Here is a 17,391-nt window from a genome sequence, read left to right as displayed (position 1 = left end):
ACGCTATGATTTTGTCTTTGACGCGTGCGCCGACGGTCAGCAGATCAAATGCCTGACGCTGGTCGATGAGTACACGCGGGAATGCCTGGCTATTGATGTGGCCGGGTCAATCCGCTCGCGCAGAGTGATCGAGATATAGACCCGCGTCATCAGTGACCGCGGAGCTCCCCGATATCTGCGTTCGGACAATGGCCCGGAGTTCGTCTCGCCCGCTTTGCTGCAATGGATTGCAGATCAAGGCATTGAGACGGCGCTGATCGACCCGGGCAAGCCCTGGCAGAACGGCACGACCGAGAGTTTTAACGGTAAGCTGCGCGACGCGTGCTTGAATATGGAATGGTTCCGGAACCGGACCGAGGCACGCATCGTGATCGAAGACTGGCGCGAGCATTACAACACTGTCAGGCCGCATTCCAGTCTGGGCTATTTGACACCGCAGCAGGCCGCCCAGGTCGCTGTATCAGGATTACTAACCGAAGCTAAATTCCAAATCCCGGTGGTGTGAAAAATCCGAGCAGGTCAGTCTGACAGGAAAATAATGGCTTTTTTATTGATGGAACTGGATCGTAGGCCCATAAAAGTAAAAGGAGAGGCCATTCTTCCTGGAATAGCTATTCCTGGTGGCGCCGAAGATTTTCGGCCAGGGGAGTACATAGGTGTCAACTCTGGAGTTGTTGTTGAGTTGGTGAACGTAGGTGGGAAAATCCTACCTGAAGAGCCGGCACGTTTTGCATTTTCTGTGTGTGGGCCGACCCCAGTTTCGTTGCGGGTTGATCGCATCCATCGAGATACCCTGTTGACTGATGTTTTAGTCAAAAATAAATCAGAACTTGTTGTCGCGGAGTGTGAGTTCTCTCGAAATTCTCTTCCGCACGAGCTAGAAGGGTATTGGTTGCCCACTGTTTTTTTTCGCGGAGAGACTCGAATAGGCACTGGATGGATCCTGCAGACAGCCGGGCGTATTGTGTGTCGACTCGTTCATCAGAGGGGCGTAGAAGTTAGAGGGAAAATTTTGGCCAAATTGCTTAATTTAAAAGGAGTTTTTTTGAATTTGAGATGGTCGACTGATTAATTGAGCGCGTCAGGCTGGGCTGACCCTAACCCCGAATTAGTCCTGATCAGAAGTAGAGATTTCGGGACTGTCAGGATTTTTGTGTGCAGGCCTATGATGGTTTTCAAGGAGACCGACCATGGCACGCAACCCGAAGTCCACGAGGCAGTCCAGCACGTCTGCGCTACCGGCCAGTGCCGAGCAGTTGCTCGATGAACTTGTAACGGGGCCGATGACAGCCGAGGCGGTCCAGGACACGTTCATGTTGCTGAAGAAGGCGCTGATCGAGCGTGCTCTGGGCGCTGAACTGGGCCGACACCTGGGCTATCCCGCAGGCGGCGAGCGCCCGGAAGACACCACCAACCAGCGCAACGGCAAGAGCAGCAAGACCGTGCTGACCGACGACGGCCCGCTCAAGCTGGATATCCCGCGGGATCGGGATGGCAGTTTTGCCCCAATCCTGATTCCCAAGCACGCACGTCGGTTTACCGGTTTTGATGACAAGATCATCGCGATGTACGCCCGTGGCATGAGCGTGCGCGAGATCCGAGCGTTCCTGGACGAGCAATATGGCACTGACGTGTCGCCGGAGTTCATCAGCTCGGTGACCGATGAGGTCATGGATGAAGTGCAGGCGTGGCAGAACCGCCCTCTGGAACCCATGTTCCCCGTGGTGTTCTTCGACGCGTTGCGGGTCAAGATCCGCGACGAAGGCTTGGTGCAGAACAAGGCGGTTTATCTGGCCTTGGGTGTGCTGCCCGATGGCACGCGTGAGATTCTGGGCCTGTGGGTCGAGACCACCGAGGGCGCGAAGTTCTGGATGCGGGTGTTCAACGACCTCAAGACCCGAGGGGTGCAGGACATCCTGATCGCAGTGACCGATGGTCTGAAAGGGATGCCCCAGGCGCTAGAGGTCGTGTTCCCAGCCACCACGCTACAAACGTGCATCGTGCATCTGATCCGCAATAGCCTGGCCTACGCCGGCTGGAAGGATCGCCGCGCGATCGCCACGGCGCTGCGCCCGATCTACGCTGCCGTTAACGCCCAGGCCGCGCAACAGGCCCTTGATGAGTTTGCCAAAGGCGCTTGGGGCTTGAAGTACCCAATGATCGTCAAAGCCTGGAAAGACGCCTGGGAACAGGTCATCCCCTTCTTCGTGTTTCCACCCGCGATCCGACGTGTGATCTACACGACGAACGCGATAGAGAGCGTGAATGCGCAGCTACGCAAGATCATCAAAACGCGCGGCCACTTCCCTACCGACGACGCGGCGATTAAGCTGCTCTGGTTGGCGCTGCGAAACATTACCGTCAAATGGGGCACGGCCACACACCATTGGACCGACGCGATGCACCAGTTCGCCATCCTCTACGAGGAGCGATTTACCCGCATCCGTACCAACGCCCAGTGGGCCAGCGAGTAAATGATGCAACGTCAGAACAACGCCTAGAACACAAAATTTCTGACAGTCCCGAGATTTCCGGCTCATGACCCTAACCCCAAATTAGTCCGTCTGAATCCACAATCGCTATAAATGGGGGGATTACCGCATGTTCTACCCCCCGCCCGCCACCAATCGATCGAACAAATCATCCCCGCCCATCTGCCCACCCTTAAGCATCAATTCCACGCCATCAACCACCGGGTTGTCGCTGCGAGCAACGCTGACAGTCACGCCGGGCGCCAACACACATCGAAACGCCAAGCCCCACAAGCCAAGGGCCAGCGTGGCCTGGCTTGATGTGTCGCCGCCCGCGATGCCGACTCGTGCAAGCCGGGCTCCCGCCTGCGCGCTGGCGGTGATGATGGCGGCGGCAAGTTGCGCGGTGGCGCGGGCGGTGGAGGCGGCCTGATCGCTGGTCACCGCTTGTTCGGGGCGGTCGGTATGTACCAGCACGTTGTGGCCTTGCGCCAAGACGTGGGCTGCCAGCTGGACTTGATCGGCCACGTAGGCGGGGGATTCCAGCAGCGCTTGCACTTGCAGCGGCTGATGTGTGTAGCGCGTGCTCGCGGCAATCTGCCGCGCGGTGACGGGCGACAGGCTGCCGGCCATGACCAGCACGGGGCCGGTGGCGGCGGGCAGGGGAGTCGCGCTACTGCTTGCGGAAACAGCGGCATCACGCCCGGCACCCTTGCCATCACGCCCCGCCACCTCCCCCCCGCGCTCGAACACCGCCGCGCGCGCCAGCGCCTGTTGCACGCTGCTTGGGCCAACCGCCAACAACGGCGAACTCTCCGCCGCGCGCCAGATCAATCTGCCGATCACGGCCAGTTGGTCATCGTCGGTCAGGTCGAACAGCACCGGGCCGTCACTGGCGCTGATTATCCCGTCGATCCAGCCATCCACTTCAGCGGCATCGTCGGCACTCCTCATACGCGGATACGCAATATGCGGCACCGACCGAATCCCATCCAGCCCCTGTACCGCCAGATGCAGCCGCAGGTCAGCTTCATGCATCGGTGTGACCGGATGCCGGCTCATCACCGGATGCCGATCAATGCGATAGACCTCGGGGGCAGCCCCGGCTCGCGCGAACAATTGCGCAAAGCTGCAATAGCGTCCGATGCTGGGTTGCCCGCCCACAATCGGCACCAGCGGGTTAGGCATGTAGCGGCGCAGTTCGCGGATGGCGACGCCGATGCTGCCGACATGCGGGGCGCTGTCGAAGGTGGAGCAGCATTTGTAGTGCAGCACGCGCGCGCCGGTGCCGGCCATGAAATGACCGACGGCGCGTAGTTCCGTTTCCATATCGGCGGGGGACATGGCGCGCGCGGCGCCCGCGATGCCGATGGCGTCAAGCGGGCCGGCGCGGCGCAGTTGCTCGGGCGTGGGCACGCCCAGGAACAGCAAGCCGCGCAAGCCGGCGCGCGCGACTTCGGCCAGCGTGTCGGTGGCGCCGGTGAAATCGTCGCCGTACCAGCAAACGCGGGGTGCGGCTATCTTGCCTGCGGAGTCTGCGCTGCTTGCGTGCCCCGCGTTGCCCGCTTCAGCCGCGCTGCCTGCGGCGTCTACGCTGCTCGCATCATTGGCACTGCCCGAGCCGTCCATATCTTTGCCGCTGCCAACCCCACCGCCAGCGCTCCCGACACCCGCAGTCATGCCCGCCCGCCAAAGAACTCCAGCGCCCGCTGCAACTCCGGCGCATTCCCCGCAAAGTCCTCCAACGCCTGCCCATCCCGCACCGCCTGCCATGCTTGCCGAATGCTCTGTACACCAGCAGCCGGCCCATCCGGATGCGCCAAAATGCCGCCACCCGACATGAACATCAGATCGTCGGTACGCACCGCCGCCCACGTGGCGGGCACGGTGCCGGCCCATTGGCCGGACGAGAACGCGGGCATGACCGGGTCGTCGATGCCGGGCGTGAGCGACGCCAGGCAGTCGCGCGCGGATTCCACGACTTCGCTGTCTTCCTGCGCGAACTTGCCTTGCAGGCCATGCACATGCATATGGTCCACGCCGGCCAGCCGCCACAGGGTTTGATACGCCTGAAAACCAATCCCCAGCAAAGGCGCGCGCGACAAGGCGCCGAAGCCGTTGCGGTGCCCGTGCAAGGCCAATGGCGTGCTGCGGCGCAGGGTCTGGATGGCTGAAAAACCGCACCAGTTCAGGCTGGCCATGACGCAGGTGCCGCCTTCGCGTTCGATCAGGTCGGCGTGGCGGCGCATGGCGTCGGTTTCGTCGCTGATGTTGAAGGCCACCATCACCTGGCGGCCGGTACGTTCGCGGTGGGCGCGCACCACCGCCATGACGGCGGCGACGCGTTGCGCCAGGGGCGCGTGCGCCGGGTTGGCGCAGACTTCGTCGTCCTTGATGAAGTCCACGCCCGCCGCGCACAGTTGGGCGACCAGATGCGCGGTCTGCTCGGGCGACAGGCCCACGTTGGGTTTGATGATGGTGCCCACCAGCGGGCCCGTTGCCACGCCCGTCAGTTGCCGCGTACCGGCGATGCCCACTTGCGGCATGTCGAACTGCGCGCGGTAGTTGGCGGGCAGCTCCATGCTTTCCAGGCGCAGGCCGGTGACTTCGCCCAGGTCGTACAGGTTGCCGCCGACGGTAGCCGCCAGCGTGGGCAGGTTGGCGCCCACGTTGGCCACGGGAAAGGCGATGCGCACGCGGGCGCGCTGGTATTTGCCCGGCATGCCGCCCGGTTGGCGCGCCAGCCAGGCGTTGGGCAGGCTGGGTGTGTCGGTGGTGTCCAGCAGGTCGATGGCTTCGATGCGGGCACGGGCACGGGCGCGCAGCTCATCGGTTTCGCCTTGCACGCGGGTGAAGGTGCCGCAGGACTGCTCGCCCGCCATCACTTCGGCGACCCGCGCGGGGTCCATCGGGGTTTCGATCAGATAGGTCGCGCTAAAGGACTGGGAATTCATAAGCTTGGGAATTCAAAGGGGGCGGCGGGCGGCAAGGTTGGGTCAGCAAGGGGCAGCAGGCGTCAGCAGGGATAAGCAAGCGACAGAGGCATCAACTGGCACCCGCAGGCATCACCAGGCTTCCGCAAGCCTCAACCGACGTCAGCAGGCTTCAAAGACGGGACAAGTCCGGAAACGGGCGGACCGGATCCTTGCCGTCCCAGCCGTTGGCGCTTTCTCGAATCAGGTCGAACAGGCGGCCCTTGGGGCCGGCCACTTCCGACAGTTCGATGACGGTGCCCGGGTGGTATTCGGTGTCGAAATAAATGAAGCGGCCTTTTTCGCCGACTTCGCCGCTCATCTTGGGCTTGAAGCCCTGGGCCAGCAGGCGTTCCAGGTCGGCGTCGTAGCTTTCGGTCCAGTAGGCCACGTGTTGCAGGCCGGTGCGGCCGGCTTGCAGGAAGTCGCGGTACATGGACGGCACGTCGTTGCGCGTCTGGATCAGTTCAACTTGCACGAAGCCGGAGTTGGCCAGCGCAACCGAGTTGTGCGGCTGGTGGCTTTCACCGTCGTACTGGTAGTTGACGATCGGCACGCGCGGGTTGTAGTACCAGGGGCCCACGCCCAGCGTGGTGCTCCAGTACTCCATGGCGGCTTCGATGTCGTGCACCACATAACCGAGTTGGCGGATTTCGCCCAGAAAACGACTCATGATGGATCTTTATAAAGAGGGAGACGGAAGGGGAGGCGGCCCGGCGCGGATTCACGCGCGGGCCGCGTCAGGTCACAGGAAGCCGATGGAGAACCAGGGGAAGGCGGCCACGACGATCAGCCCGATCAGCAGCGCCGCGACATAACCCCAGATGGGGCCGATGCCCTCGTTGGGATCGACGCGGCTGATGGCGCAGGCGCCGTAGTAGCCCACGCCGAAGGGCGGCGCGAACAGGCCGATGCCCATGGCGAAGATGACGACCATGGCGTAATGCACTTCGTGCACGCCGGCCTGCACCGCGATCGGGAACAGCAGCGGGCCGAACAGCACGATGGCGGGAATGCCCTCCAGCACGCTGCCCAGGATGATGAAGGCCACGATGGACACCGCCAGGAAACCGTAGCTGCCGCCGGGCATGTCGGCCATCAACTGCGCCAGGTCGCCCGAGAAGCCGGACTGCGTCAGCGCCCAGGCCATGGCCGTGGCGCAGCCCACGATCAGCATGATGGCGCCGGACAGCGATGCGGTCTCGATCAGCATGGGGCGCAGGCGCGCCCAGTCAAAGCGGCGATAGATCAGGATGCCGATCACCGCCGAATACACGATGCCGATAGTGGACACCTCGGTAGCGGTCGCCACGCCTTCGACCACCGCGGCGCGGATCACAAAGGGCAGGGCCACGGCGGGCAGCGCAATCACGAAGAAGCGGCCGATCTCTTTGAGGCTGAAGCGTTGCACCAGGCTCAGGTCTTCCTTGCGATAGCGCCACCACACCACCGAGCACAGGGCCAGGCCCAGCACCACGGCGGGCAGCAGGCCGCCCGTGAACAGCGCGGCGATCGACACGCCAGTGACCGAACCGATGGTGATCAGCACGATGGACGGCGGAATGGTTTCCGTCTGCGCGCCGGTGGCCGACAGCAGCGCCACCAGATCGCCGGGCTTGGCGCCGCGCTTGCGCATTTCCGGGAACAGCACGGGCGCAATGGCGGCCATGTCGGCGATCTTCGAACCCGAGATGCCGGACACCAGATACATGGCGCCGATCAGCACGTACGACAAGCCGCCGCGCACGTGGCCCAAAAGGCTGGCCAGAAACTGGATCATGGCGCGCGCCATGCCGGTCATCTCAATCAGGGAACCCAGGAAGATGAACAGCGGCACGGCCAGCAGCATCAGGTGCGACATGCCTTCGTCCAAGCGGCCCACCATCACTTCCATGGGCGTGTTGGTGGTCAGCGCCAGATACGAAAAGGTGGCCAGCGCGAACGAAAACGCAATCGGCACGCCCGAAAACACGGTGGCCGCCACGATGCCCACGAAGAAGATCACCAGGTTCAGCTTGCCCAGGCCCTGGAACAGGGGTTGGGCCAACCAGAACAGGGCGACCACCGCCGCCACGCCCACCAAGGCCACCAACACCTGGCGTACCGGCGTGGTGCGCAACAGGCGCAGCAAGGCCACCACCGCCATCAGCGCCATGCCCACGGGAATGGCGGCGGCGCGCCACGCATTGCTGAGTTCCAGCGCGGGCGTGGTGATGAAGTGTTCTTCGTGCGCGTATTCGATGGCGGGCGCCAGGATCAGCACCAGAAACGCCAGCGACGCGGCCAGCGCAGCCGTTTCCAACTGCGCGCGCCGCGCGGGGCTCACGTTGTTGACCAGGGCCGTCATCCGCATGTGCTCGCCACGCCGCAAGGCGACTACGGCGCCCAGCATCGACAGCCACAGGAACAGGATGGAGGCCAGTTCGTCGGACCAGACCAGCGGGCTATGGAAGACGTAACGCGCGACCACCCCCGCGAACAGCACGCAGATCTCGACCAGTACGATCGCGGCCGCAACGTGTTCGACCACGCCGCCCAGCACGCTGTCCAGCGCGTTGGCGGCGCGCCGCAAGGGGTTGGCCGGCAGCACCGGGGCGGCGGCGTGGGAAGCGGACAGGGAAGACATGACGCGACCTCAGGCCAGCTTGCCGACGCTTTGTTCCAGCAGCGACCAGGCTTCGTTGCCGAAGCGGCCCTGCCATTCCTTGTAGAAGCCCGCCGTGCGCAGTGCCTGGCGGAAGGTGTCCGGCGCCGGCTGGTTGAATTGCAGGCCCTTGGATTCCAGGTCCGATTGCACCGACGCGTTCAACTTCTTGATGTCTTCGCGCTGGGCCAGGCCGGCTTCGTTGATGCCGCGCGCCACGATGGTCTTCAGGTCTTGCGGCAGGCCTTCCCACATGCGGCCGTTGGCGATGAACCAGTAGCCGTCCCAGATGTGGTTGGTCAGCGAGCAATACTTCTGCACTTCGTACAGCTTGGCGACTTGAATGATGGGCAGCGGGTTTTCCTGCGCGTCCACCACCTTGGTCTGCAAGGACGAATACACCTCGCTGAACTGCAAGCTGGCCGGCGCGGCGCCCAGGCCCTTGAACATGGAGATGGGCAACGAGCTGACCGGCACGCGAATCTTCAAGCCGTCCATGTCGGCGGCGGTCGACACGGGCGCCTTGCTGCTGGTGGTTTGGCGAAAGCCGTTGTCCCACATTTTTTCAAAGGCGTAGAGCTTGCGCTGCGCGATGGCGGCGCGCACGTGTGCGCCCAGTGCACCGTCCATGGCGCCCCAGACCTGGCTGTAGTCCTTGAACGCGAAGCCGACGGCATTGATGGCGGCCACCGGCACCAGCGTGGCGATAACCAGTGCCGACGGGGTGAAGAAGTCGATACCGCCCGAGCGCACTTGCGCCAGCATGTCGGTGTCGCCGCCCAATTGGTTGTTCGGGAAAATCTTGATGTCGACGCGGCCGTTGCTTTCCTTAAGGATGCGTTCGGCGGCTTCTTGCGCGCGGATGTTCAGCGGATGCGTCACCGGCAGGTTGTTGCCGTACTTGAGCGTGTAGTCGGCCGCGCGGGCAATCAGCGGGAATCCGCCGGCCAGGGCAACGGCGGGCACCGCGCAAAGGCGACGCAAGGCACTACGGCGTGTGAGCAGCTTCATGGTTGTCTCCAAAATGTCTTTATGATGTTTTTTGATGTGCCACAACAGCGCCAAACCCATGCGGCAGACTGGACAATAGTGAATTGCCGCTATCATCGTCAAACTTGTTTCATGATGGTTTTTGATGTGAATAAAGCCACCCCCGACCGCAAGCTTGCAAGATTGGCCGATGTGGCGGCGCGCGCCGGCGTGTCCACCGCCACGGCCGACCGCGTGTTGAACCGCCGCCCCGGCGTACGCGCCAACACCGCGCAGAAGGTCTTCAAGGCCGCCATTGAACTGGACTATCTGCCCGAACAGGAGCTGGCCGCCGCCGTCCCCGCCGAGCCGATGCGGCTGGTGTTCCTGCTGCCGCGCGGCAGCAACCGCTATCTGCGCATGCTGGGCGATACCGTCAGCTATGCGCACGAACACTTTGCGCCGCTGAACGCCAAGTGCCAGATTGAATACGTGGAAAGCTTCAACCCCGACGCGCTGGCCCAGGCCTTGGCCAAGCACGGCAAGCGTGCCGACGGCATTGCGTTCATGGCGCTGGAACACCCCGTGGTGCGCGAAGCAGTCAACACGCTGGCGCAGCAGGGCGTGCCCACGGTGACCTTGATTTCAGACCTGGCCAACAGCGCGCGCACGGCCTATGTGGGGCTGGACAACCGCGCCGCCGGCCGCACGGCGGGCTACCTGATCGCGCGCTTTATCGGCCCGCGCGCGGCCCATGTGGCCTTGATTGCCGGCTCGCGCCATTACCGCGCACACGAGGAACGCGAAAGCGGCTTCTTGCAGTTGTACGCCGAGCAGTTTCAGGCGATGCAGGTGGTGGACTTGCGCGAAGGCTATGACGATGCGCAGCGCAACTACGAGCAGACGCGGCAATTGCTTGAGCAATATCCCAACCTGGCGGGCATTTACAACATCGGTGGGGCGTCCGACGGCGTGGCGCGGGCCTTGAAGGAAGCCGGCTTGCAGCATCGCGTGGTGTTCATCGGCCATGGGCTGACGCCGGACACGCGCTCGCTGCTGATCGACGGCACCATGGACGCCGTCATCACGCAAAGCCCGATGGAAGCGCTTATGAGCTGCGTGCGCATTTTCAGCAATCTGCGTGACAAGCGCAGCGCGATGAACGGGGTGGAACTGGCGCGTAGCCAGGTGATCTTCCGAGAGAATTTGCCTTGATGCCTTTGTCCAACATGCAGCGCTTGCTATTTAACTGCCTAGGCAGATAAAATCACCGAACCGCGATCCACAGGGCATGTTGCCTGATGCCATCGCCATCCTCGCGCCACCCCATAACGAGACACCATGGCTGCTGCTACCCCTTCCGTGCTGGACAAGTTCTACACCGGTGAACTCGGCTTCATGGTCACGTCCGTGCGCAACGGCATCCACGATGCGCTGGAGCGCGAGCTGGCGCCGTTCGAGCTGACCACGCCGCAGTACGTGGTGTTGAACTGCCTGGCCCGGGGCTGGGGCCGCACGCCCAGCGACTTCTGCCGGGTGCTGGCGTATGACTCGGGCGCGATGACCCGGCTGCTGGACCGCATCGTGGCAAAGGGCTTCATCCGACGCGTTGAAAACGAAGCTGACCGCCGCAGCCATTTGATTGAACTCACCGAATTGGGCCACGCCGCCTTGCCGCAAGCCTTCGCGGCGACGGACGTGGTGATGCGCCGCCTGCTGGCGGGGTTTTCGGAAGACGATGCGCAGACCTTGCACCTGTTGTTGTCGCGCTTGCTGGTCAATGCGCAACACGGACAGAAAACCGACTGAGACGAACTGAGCAGACGGAGCCGTTTTTCGGCGCCGTTTTTTTATAAGCATTTACCTGCCTAGGCATATACAGCCTGGGCATAAATATGGATCACAGCCATGCAAGCTGCTGCTGCTTCCCCTGCAACATCCCCGCCGCCGGCTCTGCTGGCGACCATCGGCGCGCTCACCTTCATCGACTTTCTGCAGAACGGCATGGTCACCTTTGCCGCCACGCCCATCATGGGCGAGATCGGCGCCAGCCCCGAGGAATACACCGCCATTGCCGTCATCTACGCCTGCGTGGCGGTGGTGATGATTGCCTTGCAAGCTTGGCTGGTGCATCACCTGGGCCAGCGCCGCTATCTGCTGGCTTCCCTGGGCGCGGCGGCGATGGGGGCGGTGGTGTGCGCGTTGTCCGTGGGCCAGGGCGGTTTCCTGGCGGGCCGGGTGCTGATGGCGATTGGCTGCGCGGCGATGCTGACGTCGTCGCGGCTGACGGTGAACTTGATTCCGCCCGGCCCGGGGCGCTTTCATGGCATCAAGGCCTTGGCCACGGGGCTGTGTACCGGCACGGCGCTGGGGCCCTTGCTGGCTTCGGCGGCGGTGGATCACGATGGCTGGCCGCTGATGTTCTGGCTGGTGGCGGGGTTGTCGGTGTTGGCCATGGTGCCGGTGGCGCTCTCCATGCCGGGCAGGCAAGGGCAGGCTACCGTTGCCGGGCAGGCGCGGCTGGCGCCCATCGCGGCATTGGGCCTGGGCAGTTTCCTGCTGCTGCATGCCTTGCAGCGGTCCTATTACGACTTCTTCAGTGACCGCCATCAACTGGTGCTGTTCGCCGTGGCAGGGGTCGCCGCGCTGGCCTATTTCGTTCGATCCGAAACGCACACCGGCGCGCCGCTGCTCAAGCTGGGCGGCATGAAAGAAGTGCGTTATCTAAGCGGCCTGGCGCTCTTCATGTTCAGTTATGTGATGCTGGGCGCCAACGGCTATCTGGTGCCCCAGATGCTGCAACGCGCGCTGGGGCTGTCGTGGTCCAACACCGGCATGTTTTTCTCGATGGGCCTGGGGGCGGGGGTGCTGACCTTTGTGGTGATGGCGCAGTTGATTGCGCGCTGGCCGTCGCCGCGCAAGTTCTTCGTGGCGGGCTTTGTGGCGCTGGCGACGTTCGGCGTGTTGATGTCCGGGCTGACGCCCACGGCAGACCCCTGGACCGACGTCTTGCCCGCGCTGGCCTGCTATGGCGTGTTCATCATGATCATCATGCCGGCCACGGCCATGAATACCTTTTCGGGGCTGACCCATGACGCGGCGGTGTTCGCGCACGCACAGCAGGTCAAGAACATGCTGGCGCAGGTGGGGCAGGCGCTGGGCATCATGGCAGCCACGGTCAGCCAGCAGTGGCTGACCACCAAGCACTACAACGTGTTGAAGGAGAGCATTGCCGAGGGCAATGCCAATTTTGAAGCGGCCAAGGCGCAGCTCAGCAACGTGTACGCGGCGGTGGCCGATCCCGCCCAGGCGCAGCGGATGGCGATGGCGCGGATTGCGCAGATCCTAGATCAGCAATCGGTGCTGCTGGCCAACCTGGACCACTTCCGTGCGTTGGCCGTGTTGGCCGTGATGGGGGTGCTGGTGAGCTGGACGCAGCGGGTGTTTCGGTAGTGCTGGATTCGGTAGCGCTGGATTCCGTCGCGCTGGACCCGTCAGCCATGAATTTTGTCGCCCTGGCTTTCAGTTCCCGCCCAATTGCCCGATCACCTGCCTTGCCACGTCCGCCAGCGACAAGCCGCCGTCCATGGCGGCGCGTTGCAGGCGTTCATGCGCGGCCTGCTCGGTCAGCCCGTACTGGCTGATCAGCAGCCGCTTGGCGCGGTCGATGCGCTTTCTTTCTTCCAGCGCGCCGCGCACCGTGTTCAAGGCGTCGTCGGTGCGCTGCATGCGCAAGGTCTGTTCGCGCATCATTTCCAGCACCGAGCGTTCCAGCACGCTGCCCACGCCGTCCGCGGGTGGCGTGTCCACGATGCGGCTTTGCACGCTGAACACCATGCTGGGCGCACGGCCGCTGGCGTGGTCGGCATAGCGCGCCAACAGCAGTTGGCGGTCGTCGAGTTCCTGGCGGGTTTCGGCAATGCGGCGTTCGCATTGCTGCGCCAGCGCCTGGGCCAACAGGCTTTCCACTTCGCGCATGGCGTCGATGCGCGCCGTGTACAGGTCGAACCACAGCTCAGCCAGGGCGCCGTCCACGCGCTGCTCGGCAGAGGTGCGTTGCGCCATGTCGCGCATGCGCTCAACCGGCTGGCCTTGTTGCTGGATGCGTTCCCAACATTGCAGCGCGGCGTCTTGCGCGTATTGCGCATAGATGTCGAAGCTGCGGGCCTGGTGGGCGGCCAGGCCCAGCATGCGCGCCTTTTGCGCGTCGGTGAAGAAGCCGGCCGTAAAACCGATGACGCCCGCCGCGCGTTCCTGGCCGCTGAGTTCCTTACCCTGCATGAAGTTCAGCAGGGCGACCAGGATGCGAGTGACGCCGGGGTCCAGCGCGGAATCAGCGGCTTCGAACACCACGGCCAGCAGGCTGCTGATGATTTGCGTGAAGCGCGCGTCGGCGTCGTCGGCGGGCACGGCGTGGTCGCGCACCTGGCGGCGCAGGCCCGGCAATTCGTCCAGACGGAATAGCGCAAAGGCAATGCAGTTGAGCAAGCGCGCCTTGTCGCTGCCGTGCGGGGTCTTGGCGGCAATGGCGTCCAGGAACCCGCGTACGTCGGTTTCCACGCGGGTGGCGTCTTGCACCAGCGCCGCCAGCGTTTCCTGCTGGCTGTCCGGAGCATTGCACAGCGTCAAATTCGAATACCCGCGTTCCTTTTGCAGGGCGTGCACCAGCGCGCTGATGTGCACGGTCAGTTCGCAGGTGACGGCCAGGCTTTCCAGGCCGTGGAGTTCGCTGCGCCGCGCGGCAAGCAGAAAGCGCAGGGGCGGCGGGATGTGGCGTTCGACCATAAGGTGGGGTTGTGATCAGGCGCTGCGGCGCAGCAGCGGTTCGGCGGACGGCAGGGGAAAGCGGGGCTGGACGAAGGGGACCGTGGGGGTGGCAAGGTCGGCGGCCTCGGCGGGGTAGGCAGGGTAGGCCAAACCAACCGCGCCCGCCACTTCCAGCACCTGGCACGCCGCCACTTGGCCAATGACCAGCACGGCGGGGCTGCGCAACTGGAAGGCGGCGGCGTCCTGGGCCATGCTGGCAAGCGTCGAGCGGCATTCGCGCTGATCCGCCAGCGAAGCGCGTTCGATCATCGCCACGGGCATGTCGGGGGCCATGCCGGCGTTCAGCAATTGGCTGCTCATGTCCTGCAATTTGGCCACCCCCATGTAGACCACCAGCGTCGTGCCGCTCTTTGCCAGCCCCGTCCAATCCGGCGTGGCGCCGTCCTGGGAATGGGCGGTGATCAGTGTAACGCCCTGGGCCATGCCGCGTTGGGTCAGGGGGATGCCGCAGGCGGTGGCGGCAGCCAGCCCGGCGGTGATGCCGTTGATGATTTCACAGGCCACGCCGTGGTCGCTCAACCATTGGGCTTCTTCGCCGCCGCGCCCGAAAATGCAGGGGTCGCCGCCCTTCAAGCGCGCCACCCGCAGGCCTTGGCGGGCGTAGCGCAGCATCAGCCGCTGAATGAATTCCTGCGGGGTAGAACGGCAGCCGCCGCGCTTGCCCACGTACACCAGCCGCGCCTGCGGGCAGTAGTCCAGCACCTGCGGGTTGACCAGGTCGTCCACCAGCACGACGTCGGCCTGGCCCAGCACGCGTACGGCTTTCAGGGTGAGCAACTCGGGGTCGCCGGGGCCGGCGCCAATCAGCCAGACGGAGGGGGACAGGGCGGTGCTTCCGAACATGGTGTGCTCCAGAATTCAGCGATCGAGCAAAAGAAAGATGACGATGGCAAACAGGATCAGGCTCAGGCCTTTCCAGAATGCCAAGGGGTTGCGTTCCAGCAGCGGCAGGCGTTCGCCCCGGCGCGCGGCCTCGGGCGGATGGCGCAGCGCATGCGTGAATTCCGATAATTCGGCCGTGCGCTGGGCCGGGTCGGGGTGCAAGGCGCGGCTAAGCACGCCGTCGATCCATGCCGGCAGTTCGCGCTCACGGTCCAGCACCGACACATAGTTCAGCCGCATCTGCGCGGCGCGGCTGCGGGCGCGCGCTACGTCCGCGCCGTAGGGCAGGCGGCCGGACAGCATCTGGTACAGCATCGCGGCCAGGGAATACAGGTCAGATCGCGGCGTGCCGGCTTCGCCCAGGAAGTACTCGGGCGCGGCGTATTGGGCGGTGCCCAGCATGGCCGGCGCATCGTCGTCTTGGCTGGCGCCGTCCCACAAGCCGGCCGCTTGCGTCGAACCCAGGTCGATGATGCGGGCCACGCCATCGTCGCCGATCAAGATGTTGTCGGGCCGCAGATCCTGATGCACGATCTCCAGCCGGTGAAACGCTTGTAGGCCGCGTGCAATCTGTTCAATCAGCGTCACCGCCTGGTCCAGCGTGGGGCGCGGATGCTCGGCCATCCAGCGCGTCAGTGTGCGGCCCGGCAGGTATTCGCTGACCGTATAGAGATAACGCCGCGTGCGCGGCATCGGCCAGGCGCGCACCACGTGGCGGCTGTCGATACGGCGCGCAATCCATTCCTCGGTCAGCAGCCGTTCCAGATAGGCCGGGTCGTGGCGCAGGTCCAGCGACGGGATCTTGATGACGACCTTATCGCCGCTGTCGATGTCCTCTGCCAGGTAGACGTGGCTGCGGTGGCTGGCCTGCAACTCGTCCTGAATGCGAAAGCCTTCGAATTCCATGCCGGCCGCCAGCAACGGCGGGCAGGGCAGGTTCAGGCTGTAGCGCGCGATTTCATCGGCGCGGCGCGCGGGCAGCGCATCCACGCGGACGATCTGCACGGTCAGGTTGTCGTCGCTGCCGCGTTCGAACGCCAGCCGGGCCAGGCTGCGCGCCGCCGCGTCCAGCGTGTTGGGATGCGCGGCGATGGCGGCTGCCACATCGCCCGTATTGATGTGTTCATACACGCCGTCGGTGGCCAGCAGAAAGACGTCGCCCGCTTCCAGCGGCTGCGTGTGATAGTCGATTTCAAGGTGGGGCGCCAGGCCCAGCGCGCGCCCCAGATAGCTTTTGTCTTGCGAGATCCAGACGCGATGGTCGTCGGTCAATTGCTCCATCGTGCCCGCGCGTAGCCGGTAGATGCGGGCGTCGCCAATATGCAGGATGTGCGCGGTGGTGGCCTTCAGCACCATCACGGTCATGGTGCAGACGTAGCCCCGGTCGGCGTCGCGCGGTTGGTCGGGGTGATGGCGCTGGCGCGTTTGCGCATGCAGCCAGCTATTGGCCGCGCTTAGCACCTTGTGCGCGGACTTTTTCACCGACCAGGTTTCGGGCGTGCAGTAATAGTCTTCCAGGAAGCTCGCCACGGCGGTCTCGCTGGCAATGTGGCTGACCTGGCTGCTGCTGATGCCGTCGGCCAGCGCGATGGCAACGCCCTTGGTGCCCAGCAAGGGTTCGCCCGGCACGCACAGGCCGTGGAAGTCCTGGTTGACGGGCTTTCTGCCGGCTTCGGTGTGCTGGCCCACCGTCACCTGCAAAGAGGCGGCGGTGGGCTCAAACCCGGGCTTAAACCCGGGCTCGGGCTCGCGGCGGTCCATCACGGTTGGCGTCCTGGCGCGTGATCAGTTGAAGCGGCGCTTGGGCGCGGTCTTCATGTGTGTCGTGTACAAGGTCAGCCCGGTCAGCGAGAGGCCACCGATCAGGTTGCCCAGCACCACGGGGATCTCGTTCCAGATCATGTAGTCCATGATGGAAAAATTGCCGCCCATGATCATCGCCGACGGGAACAGGAACATGTTGACGATGGAATGCTCGAAGCCCATTGCGAAGAACAGCATCACGGGCATCCACATGGCAATCACCTTGCCGCTGACCGACGTGGAAATCATGGCGCCGACCACGCCCAGCGACACCATCCAGTTGCACAACACGCCTCGGATGAAGATGGTGAGCATGCCGCCCGCGCCGTATTCCTTGTAGCCCAGCGTGCGGTTTTCACCGATGTGCGAAATGACTTCGCCGACCTTGTTGGGCGGTACGGAAAAGCCGTAGGTGAACACAATCGACATCAGCACCGCCACCGTCAGCGCACCCAGGAAATTGCCGACAAAGACAAAGCCCCAGTGCTTGAGAATGCCCTTGAAGGTTACGCCGGGCCGCTTGTCGAACAGCGCCAGCGGCGTCAGCACGAACACGCCCGTCAACAGATCGAAGCCCATCAGGTACAGGATGCAAAAGCCCACGGGGAACAGCGCCGCGCCCAGGATGGGCGAGCCGGTCTGCACGGTGACCGTCACGGCGAACACGGCGGCGATCGCCAGAATGGCGCCCGCCATGAAGGCGCGGATCAGCACGTCGCGCGTGGCCATGTAGATTTTGGATTCGCCGGCGTCCACCATCTTGGTGACGAATTCGGAAGGGACCAGGTAGGACATAAGTTACCTATCGTGTTGATGATTGTGA

General features: G+C 63.9%; 14 protein-coding genes and 1 pseudogene. 6 read left to right on the top strand and 9 right to left on the bottom strand.

Annotated elements, in window-relative coordinates:
- Positions 1-4: 4 nt before the first annotated feature.
- The 3 genes and pseudogenes from ELS24_RS17905 to ELS24_RS17895 all read left to right on the top strand — a co-directional run.
- A pseudogene (locus ELS24_RS17905) lies at positions 5-505 on the top strand (integrase core domain-containing protein); the annotation flags it as partial.
- A gap of 33 nt (positions 506-538) precedes the next feature.
- On the top strand, positions 539-1,072 hold the full coding sequence (locus ELS24_RS17900; protein ID WP_127184914.1) for a hypothetical protein: 534 nt from the start codon (positions 539-541) through the stop codon (positions 1,070-1,072).
- Between the two features lie 118 nt (positions 1,073-1,190).
- Complete coding sequence (locus ELS24_RS17895) at positions 1,191-2,474, top strand: IS256 family transposase (RefSeq protein ID WP_050448696.1); 1,284 nt, start codon at positions 1,191-1,193, stop codon at positions 2,472-2,474.
- 132 nt (positions 2,475-2,606) lie between these two features.
- Here the strand turns inward: ELS24_RS17895 and ELS24_RS17890 are convergent, their stop codons facing one another.
- The 5 genes from ELS24_RS17890 to ELS24_RS17870 form a co-directional block, all read right to left on the bottom strand.
- Positions 2,607-4,151: a four-carbon acid sugar kinase family protein gene (locus tag ELS24_RS17890; protein WP_240669331.1), complete on the bottom strand. Its 1,545-nt coding sequence runs from the start codon at positions 4,149-4,151 to the stop codon at positions 2,607-2,609.
- Positions 4,148-5,425, bottom strand: a complete 1,278-nt coding sequence (locus ELS24_RS17885) for a ribulose-bisphosphate carboxylase large subunit family protein (RefSeq protein WP_127184913.1) — start codon at positions 5,423-5,425, stop codon at positions 4,148-4,150. Before ELS24_RS17885 ends, ELS24_RS17890 begins: the two co-directional genes overlap by 4 nt.
- 151 nt (positions 5,426-5,576) lie before the next feature.
- A complete protein-coding gene (locus tag ELS24_RS17880) occupies positions 5,577-6,116 on the bottom strand; it encodes a VOC family protein (protein ID WP_046807840.1) in 540 nt (179 codons plus the stop codon).
- 72 nt (positions 6,117-6,188) lie between these two features.
- On the bottom strand, positions 6,189-8,069 hold the full coding sequence (locus tag ELS24_RS17875) for a TRAP transporter large permease subunit (protein ID WP_127184912.1): 1,881 nt from the start codon (positions 8,067-8,069) through the stop codon (positions 6,189-6,191).
- 9 nt (positions 8,070-8,078) lie between these two features.
- A complete protein-coding gene (locus ELS24_RS17870; RefSeq protein ID WP_127184911.1) occupies positions 8,079-9,098 on the bottom strand; it encodes a TRAP transporter substrate-binding protein in 1,020 nt (339 codons plus the stop codon).
- Between the two features lie 111 nt (positions 9,099-9,209).
- On the opposite strand from ELS24_RS17870, the gene ELS24_RS17865 reads away from it, so the two are divergent.
- The 3 genes from ELS24_RS17865 (at position 9,210) to ELS24_RS17855 (ending at position 12,509) form a co-directional block, all read left to right on the top strand.
- The gene (locus ELS24_RS17865; protein ID WP_050450008.1) at positions 9,210-10,271 is read left to right on the top strand and encodes a LacI family DNA-binding transcriptional regulator; all 1,062 of its coding nucleotides are present in this window, start codon (positions 9,210-9,212) and stop codon (positions 10,269-10,271) included.
- A 126-nt stretch (positions 10,272-10,397) separates the two neighbouring features.
- Positions 10,398-10,865, top strand: a complete 468-nt coding sequence (locus ELS24_RS17860; RefSeq protein ID WP_050450009.1) for a MarR family winged helix-turn-helix transcriptional regulator — start codon at positions 10,398-10,400, stop codon at positions 10,863-10,865.
- A gap of 99 nt (positions 10,866-10,964) precedes the next feature.
- The gene (locus ELS24_RS17855) at positions 10,965-12,509 is read left to right on the top strand and encodes an MFS transporter (RefSeq protein WP_127184910.1); all 1,545 of its coding nucleotides are present in this window, start codon (positions 10,965-10,967) and stop codon (positions 12,507-12,509) included.
- Positions 12,510-12,578: 69 nt separating this feature from the next.
- Here the strand turns inward: ELS24_RS17855 and ELS24_RS17850 are convergent, their stop codons facing one another.
- From ELS24_RS17850 to ELS24_RS17835, 4 genes are read right to left on the bottom strand one after another with little or no spacing between them, the layout of a single operon-like run.
- On the bottom strand, positions 12,579-13,841 hold the full coding sequence (locus ELS24_RS17850) for a nitrate- and nitrite sensing domain-containing protein (RefSeq protein WP_127184909.1): 1,263 nt from the start codon (positions 13,839-13,841) through the stop codon (positions 12,579-12,581).
- A gap of 15 nt (positions 13,842-13,856) precedes the next feature.
- Complete coding sequence (gene cobA / locus ELS24_RS17845; RefSeq protein WP_240669330.1) at positions 13,857-14,726, bottom strand: uroporphyrinogen-III C-methyltransferase; 870 nt, start codon at positions 14,724-14,726, stop codon at positions 13,857-13,859.
- A gap of 15 nt (positions 14,727-14,741) precedes the next feature.
- Positions 14,742-16,526 carry a bifunctional protein-serine/threonine kinase/phosphatase gene (locus ELS24_RS17840; RefSeq protein WP_127186382.1) on the bottom strand — a complete coding sequence of 595 codons (1,785 nt, stop codon included), beginning with the start codon at positions 16,524-16,526 and terminating at the stop codon, positions 14,742-14,744.
- A 24-nt stretch (positions 16,527-16,550) separates the two neighbouring features.
- The gene (locus ELS24_RS17835) at positions 16,551-17,363 is read right to left on the bottom strand and encodes a formate/nitrite transporter family protein (protein ID WP_050450013.1); all 813 of its coding nucleotides are present in this window, start codon (positions 17,361-17,363) and stop codon (positions 16,551-16,553) included.
- Between the last annotated feature and the right edge of the window lie 28 nt (positions 17,364-17,391).

Source organism: Achromobacter spanius (assembly GCF_003994415.1).
Lineage (GTDB): Bacteria > Pseudomonadota > Gammaproteobacteria > Burkholderiales > Burkholderiaceae_B > Achromobacter > Achromobacter spanius_C.
This window is presented reverse-complemented; position numbering and strand designations above follow the sequence as displayed.

Coding starts and splice junctions, on each gene's coding strand:
- ELS24_RS17900 (WP_127184914.1), top strand. CDS start 539: ATGGCTTTTTTATTGATGGAACTGGATCGTAGGCCCATAAAAGTAAAA.
- ELS24_RS17895 (WP_050448696.1), top strand. CDS start 1,191: ATGGCACGCAACCCGAAGTCCACGAGGCAGTCCAGCACGTCTGCGCTA.
- ELS24_RS17890 (WP_240669331.1), bottom strand. CDS start 4,151: ATGACTGCGGGTGTCGGGAGCGCTGGCGGTGGGGTTGGCAGCGGCAAA.
- ELS24_RS17885 (WP_127184913.1), bottom strand. CDS start 5,425: ATGAATTCCCAGTCCTTTAGCGCGACCTATCTGATCGAAACCCCGATG.
- ELS24_RS17880 (WP_046807840.1), bottom strand. CDS start 6,116: ATGAGTCGTTTTCTGGGCGAAATCCGCCAACTCGGTTATGTGGTGCAC.
- ELS24_RS17875 (WP_127184912.1), bottom strand. CDS start 8,069: ATGTCTTCCCTGTCCGCTTCCCACGCCGCCGCCCCGGTGCTGCCGGCC.
- ELS24_RS17870 (WP_127184911.1), bottom strand. CDS start 9,098: ATGAAGCTGCTCACACGCCGTAGTGCCTTGCGTCGCCTTTGCGCGGTG.
- ELS24_RS17865 (WP_050450008.1), top strand. CDS start 9,210: ATGATGGTTTTTGATGTGAATAAAGCCACCCCCGACCGCAAGCTTGCA.
- ELS24_RS17860 (WP_050450009.1), top strand. CDS start 10,398: ATGGCTGCTGCTACCCCTTCCGTGCTGGACAAGTTCTACACCGGTGAA.
- ELS24_RS17855 (WP_127184910.1), top strand. CDS start 10,965: ATGCAAGCTGCTGCTGCTTCCCCTGCAACATCCCCGCCGCCGGCTCTG.
- ELS24_RS17850 (WP_127184909.1), bottom strand. CDS start 13,841: ATGGTCGAACGCCACATCCCGCCGCCCCTGCGCTTTCTGCTTGCCGCG.
- cobA (WP_240669330.1), bottom strand. CDS start 14,726: ATGTTCGGAAGCACCGCCCTGTCCCCCTCCGTCTGGCTGATTGGCGCC.
- ELS24_RS17840 (WP_127186382.1), bottom strand. CDS start 16,526: ATGGACCGCCGCGAGCCCGAGCCCGGGTTTAAGCCCGGGTTTGAGCCC.
- ELS24_RS17835 (WP_050450013.1), bottom strand. CDS start 17,363: ATGTCCTACCTGGTCCCTTCCGAATTCGTCACCAAGATGGTGGACGCC.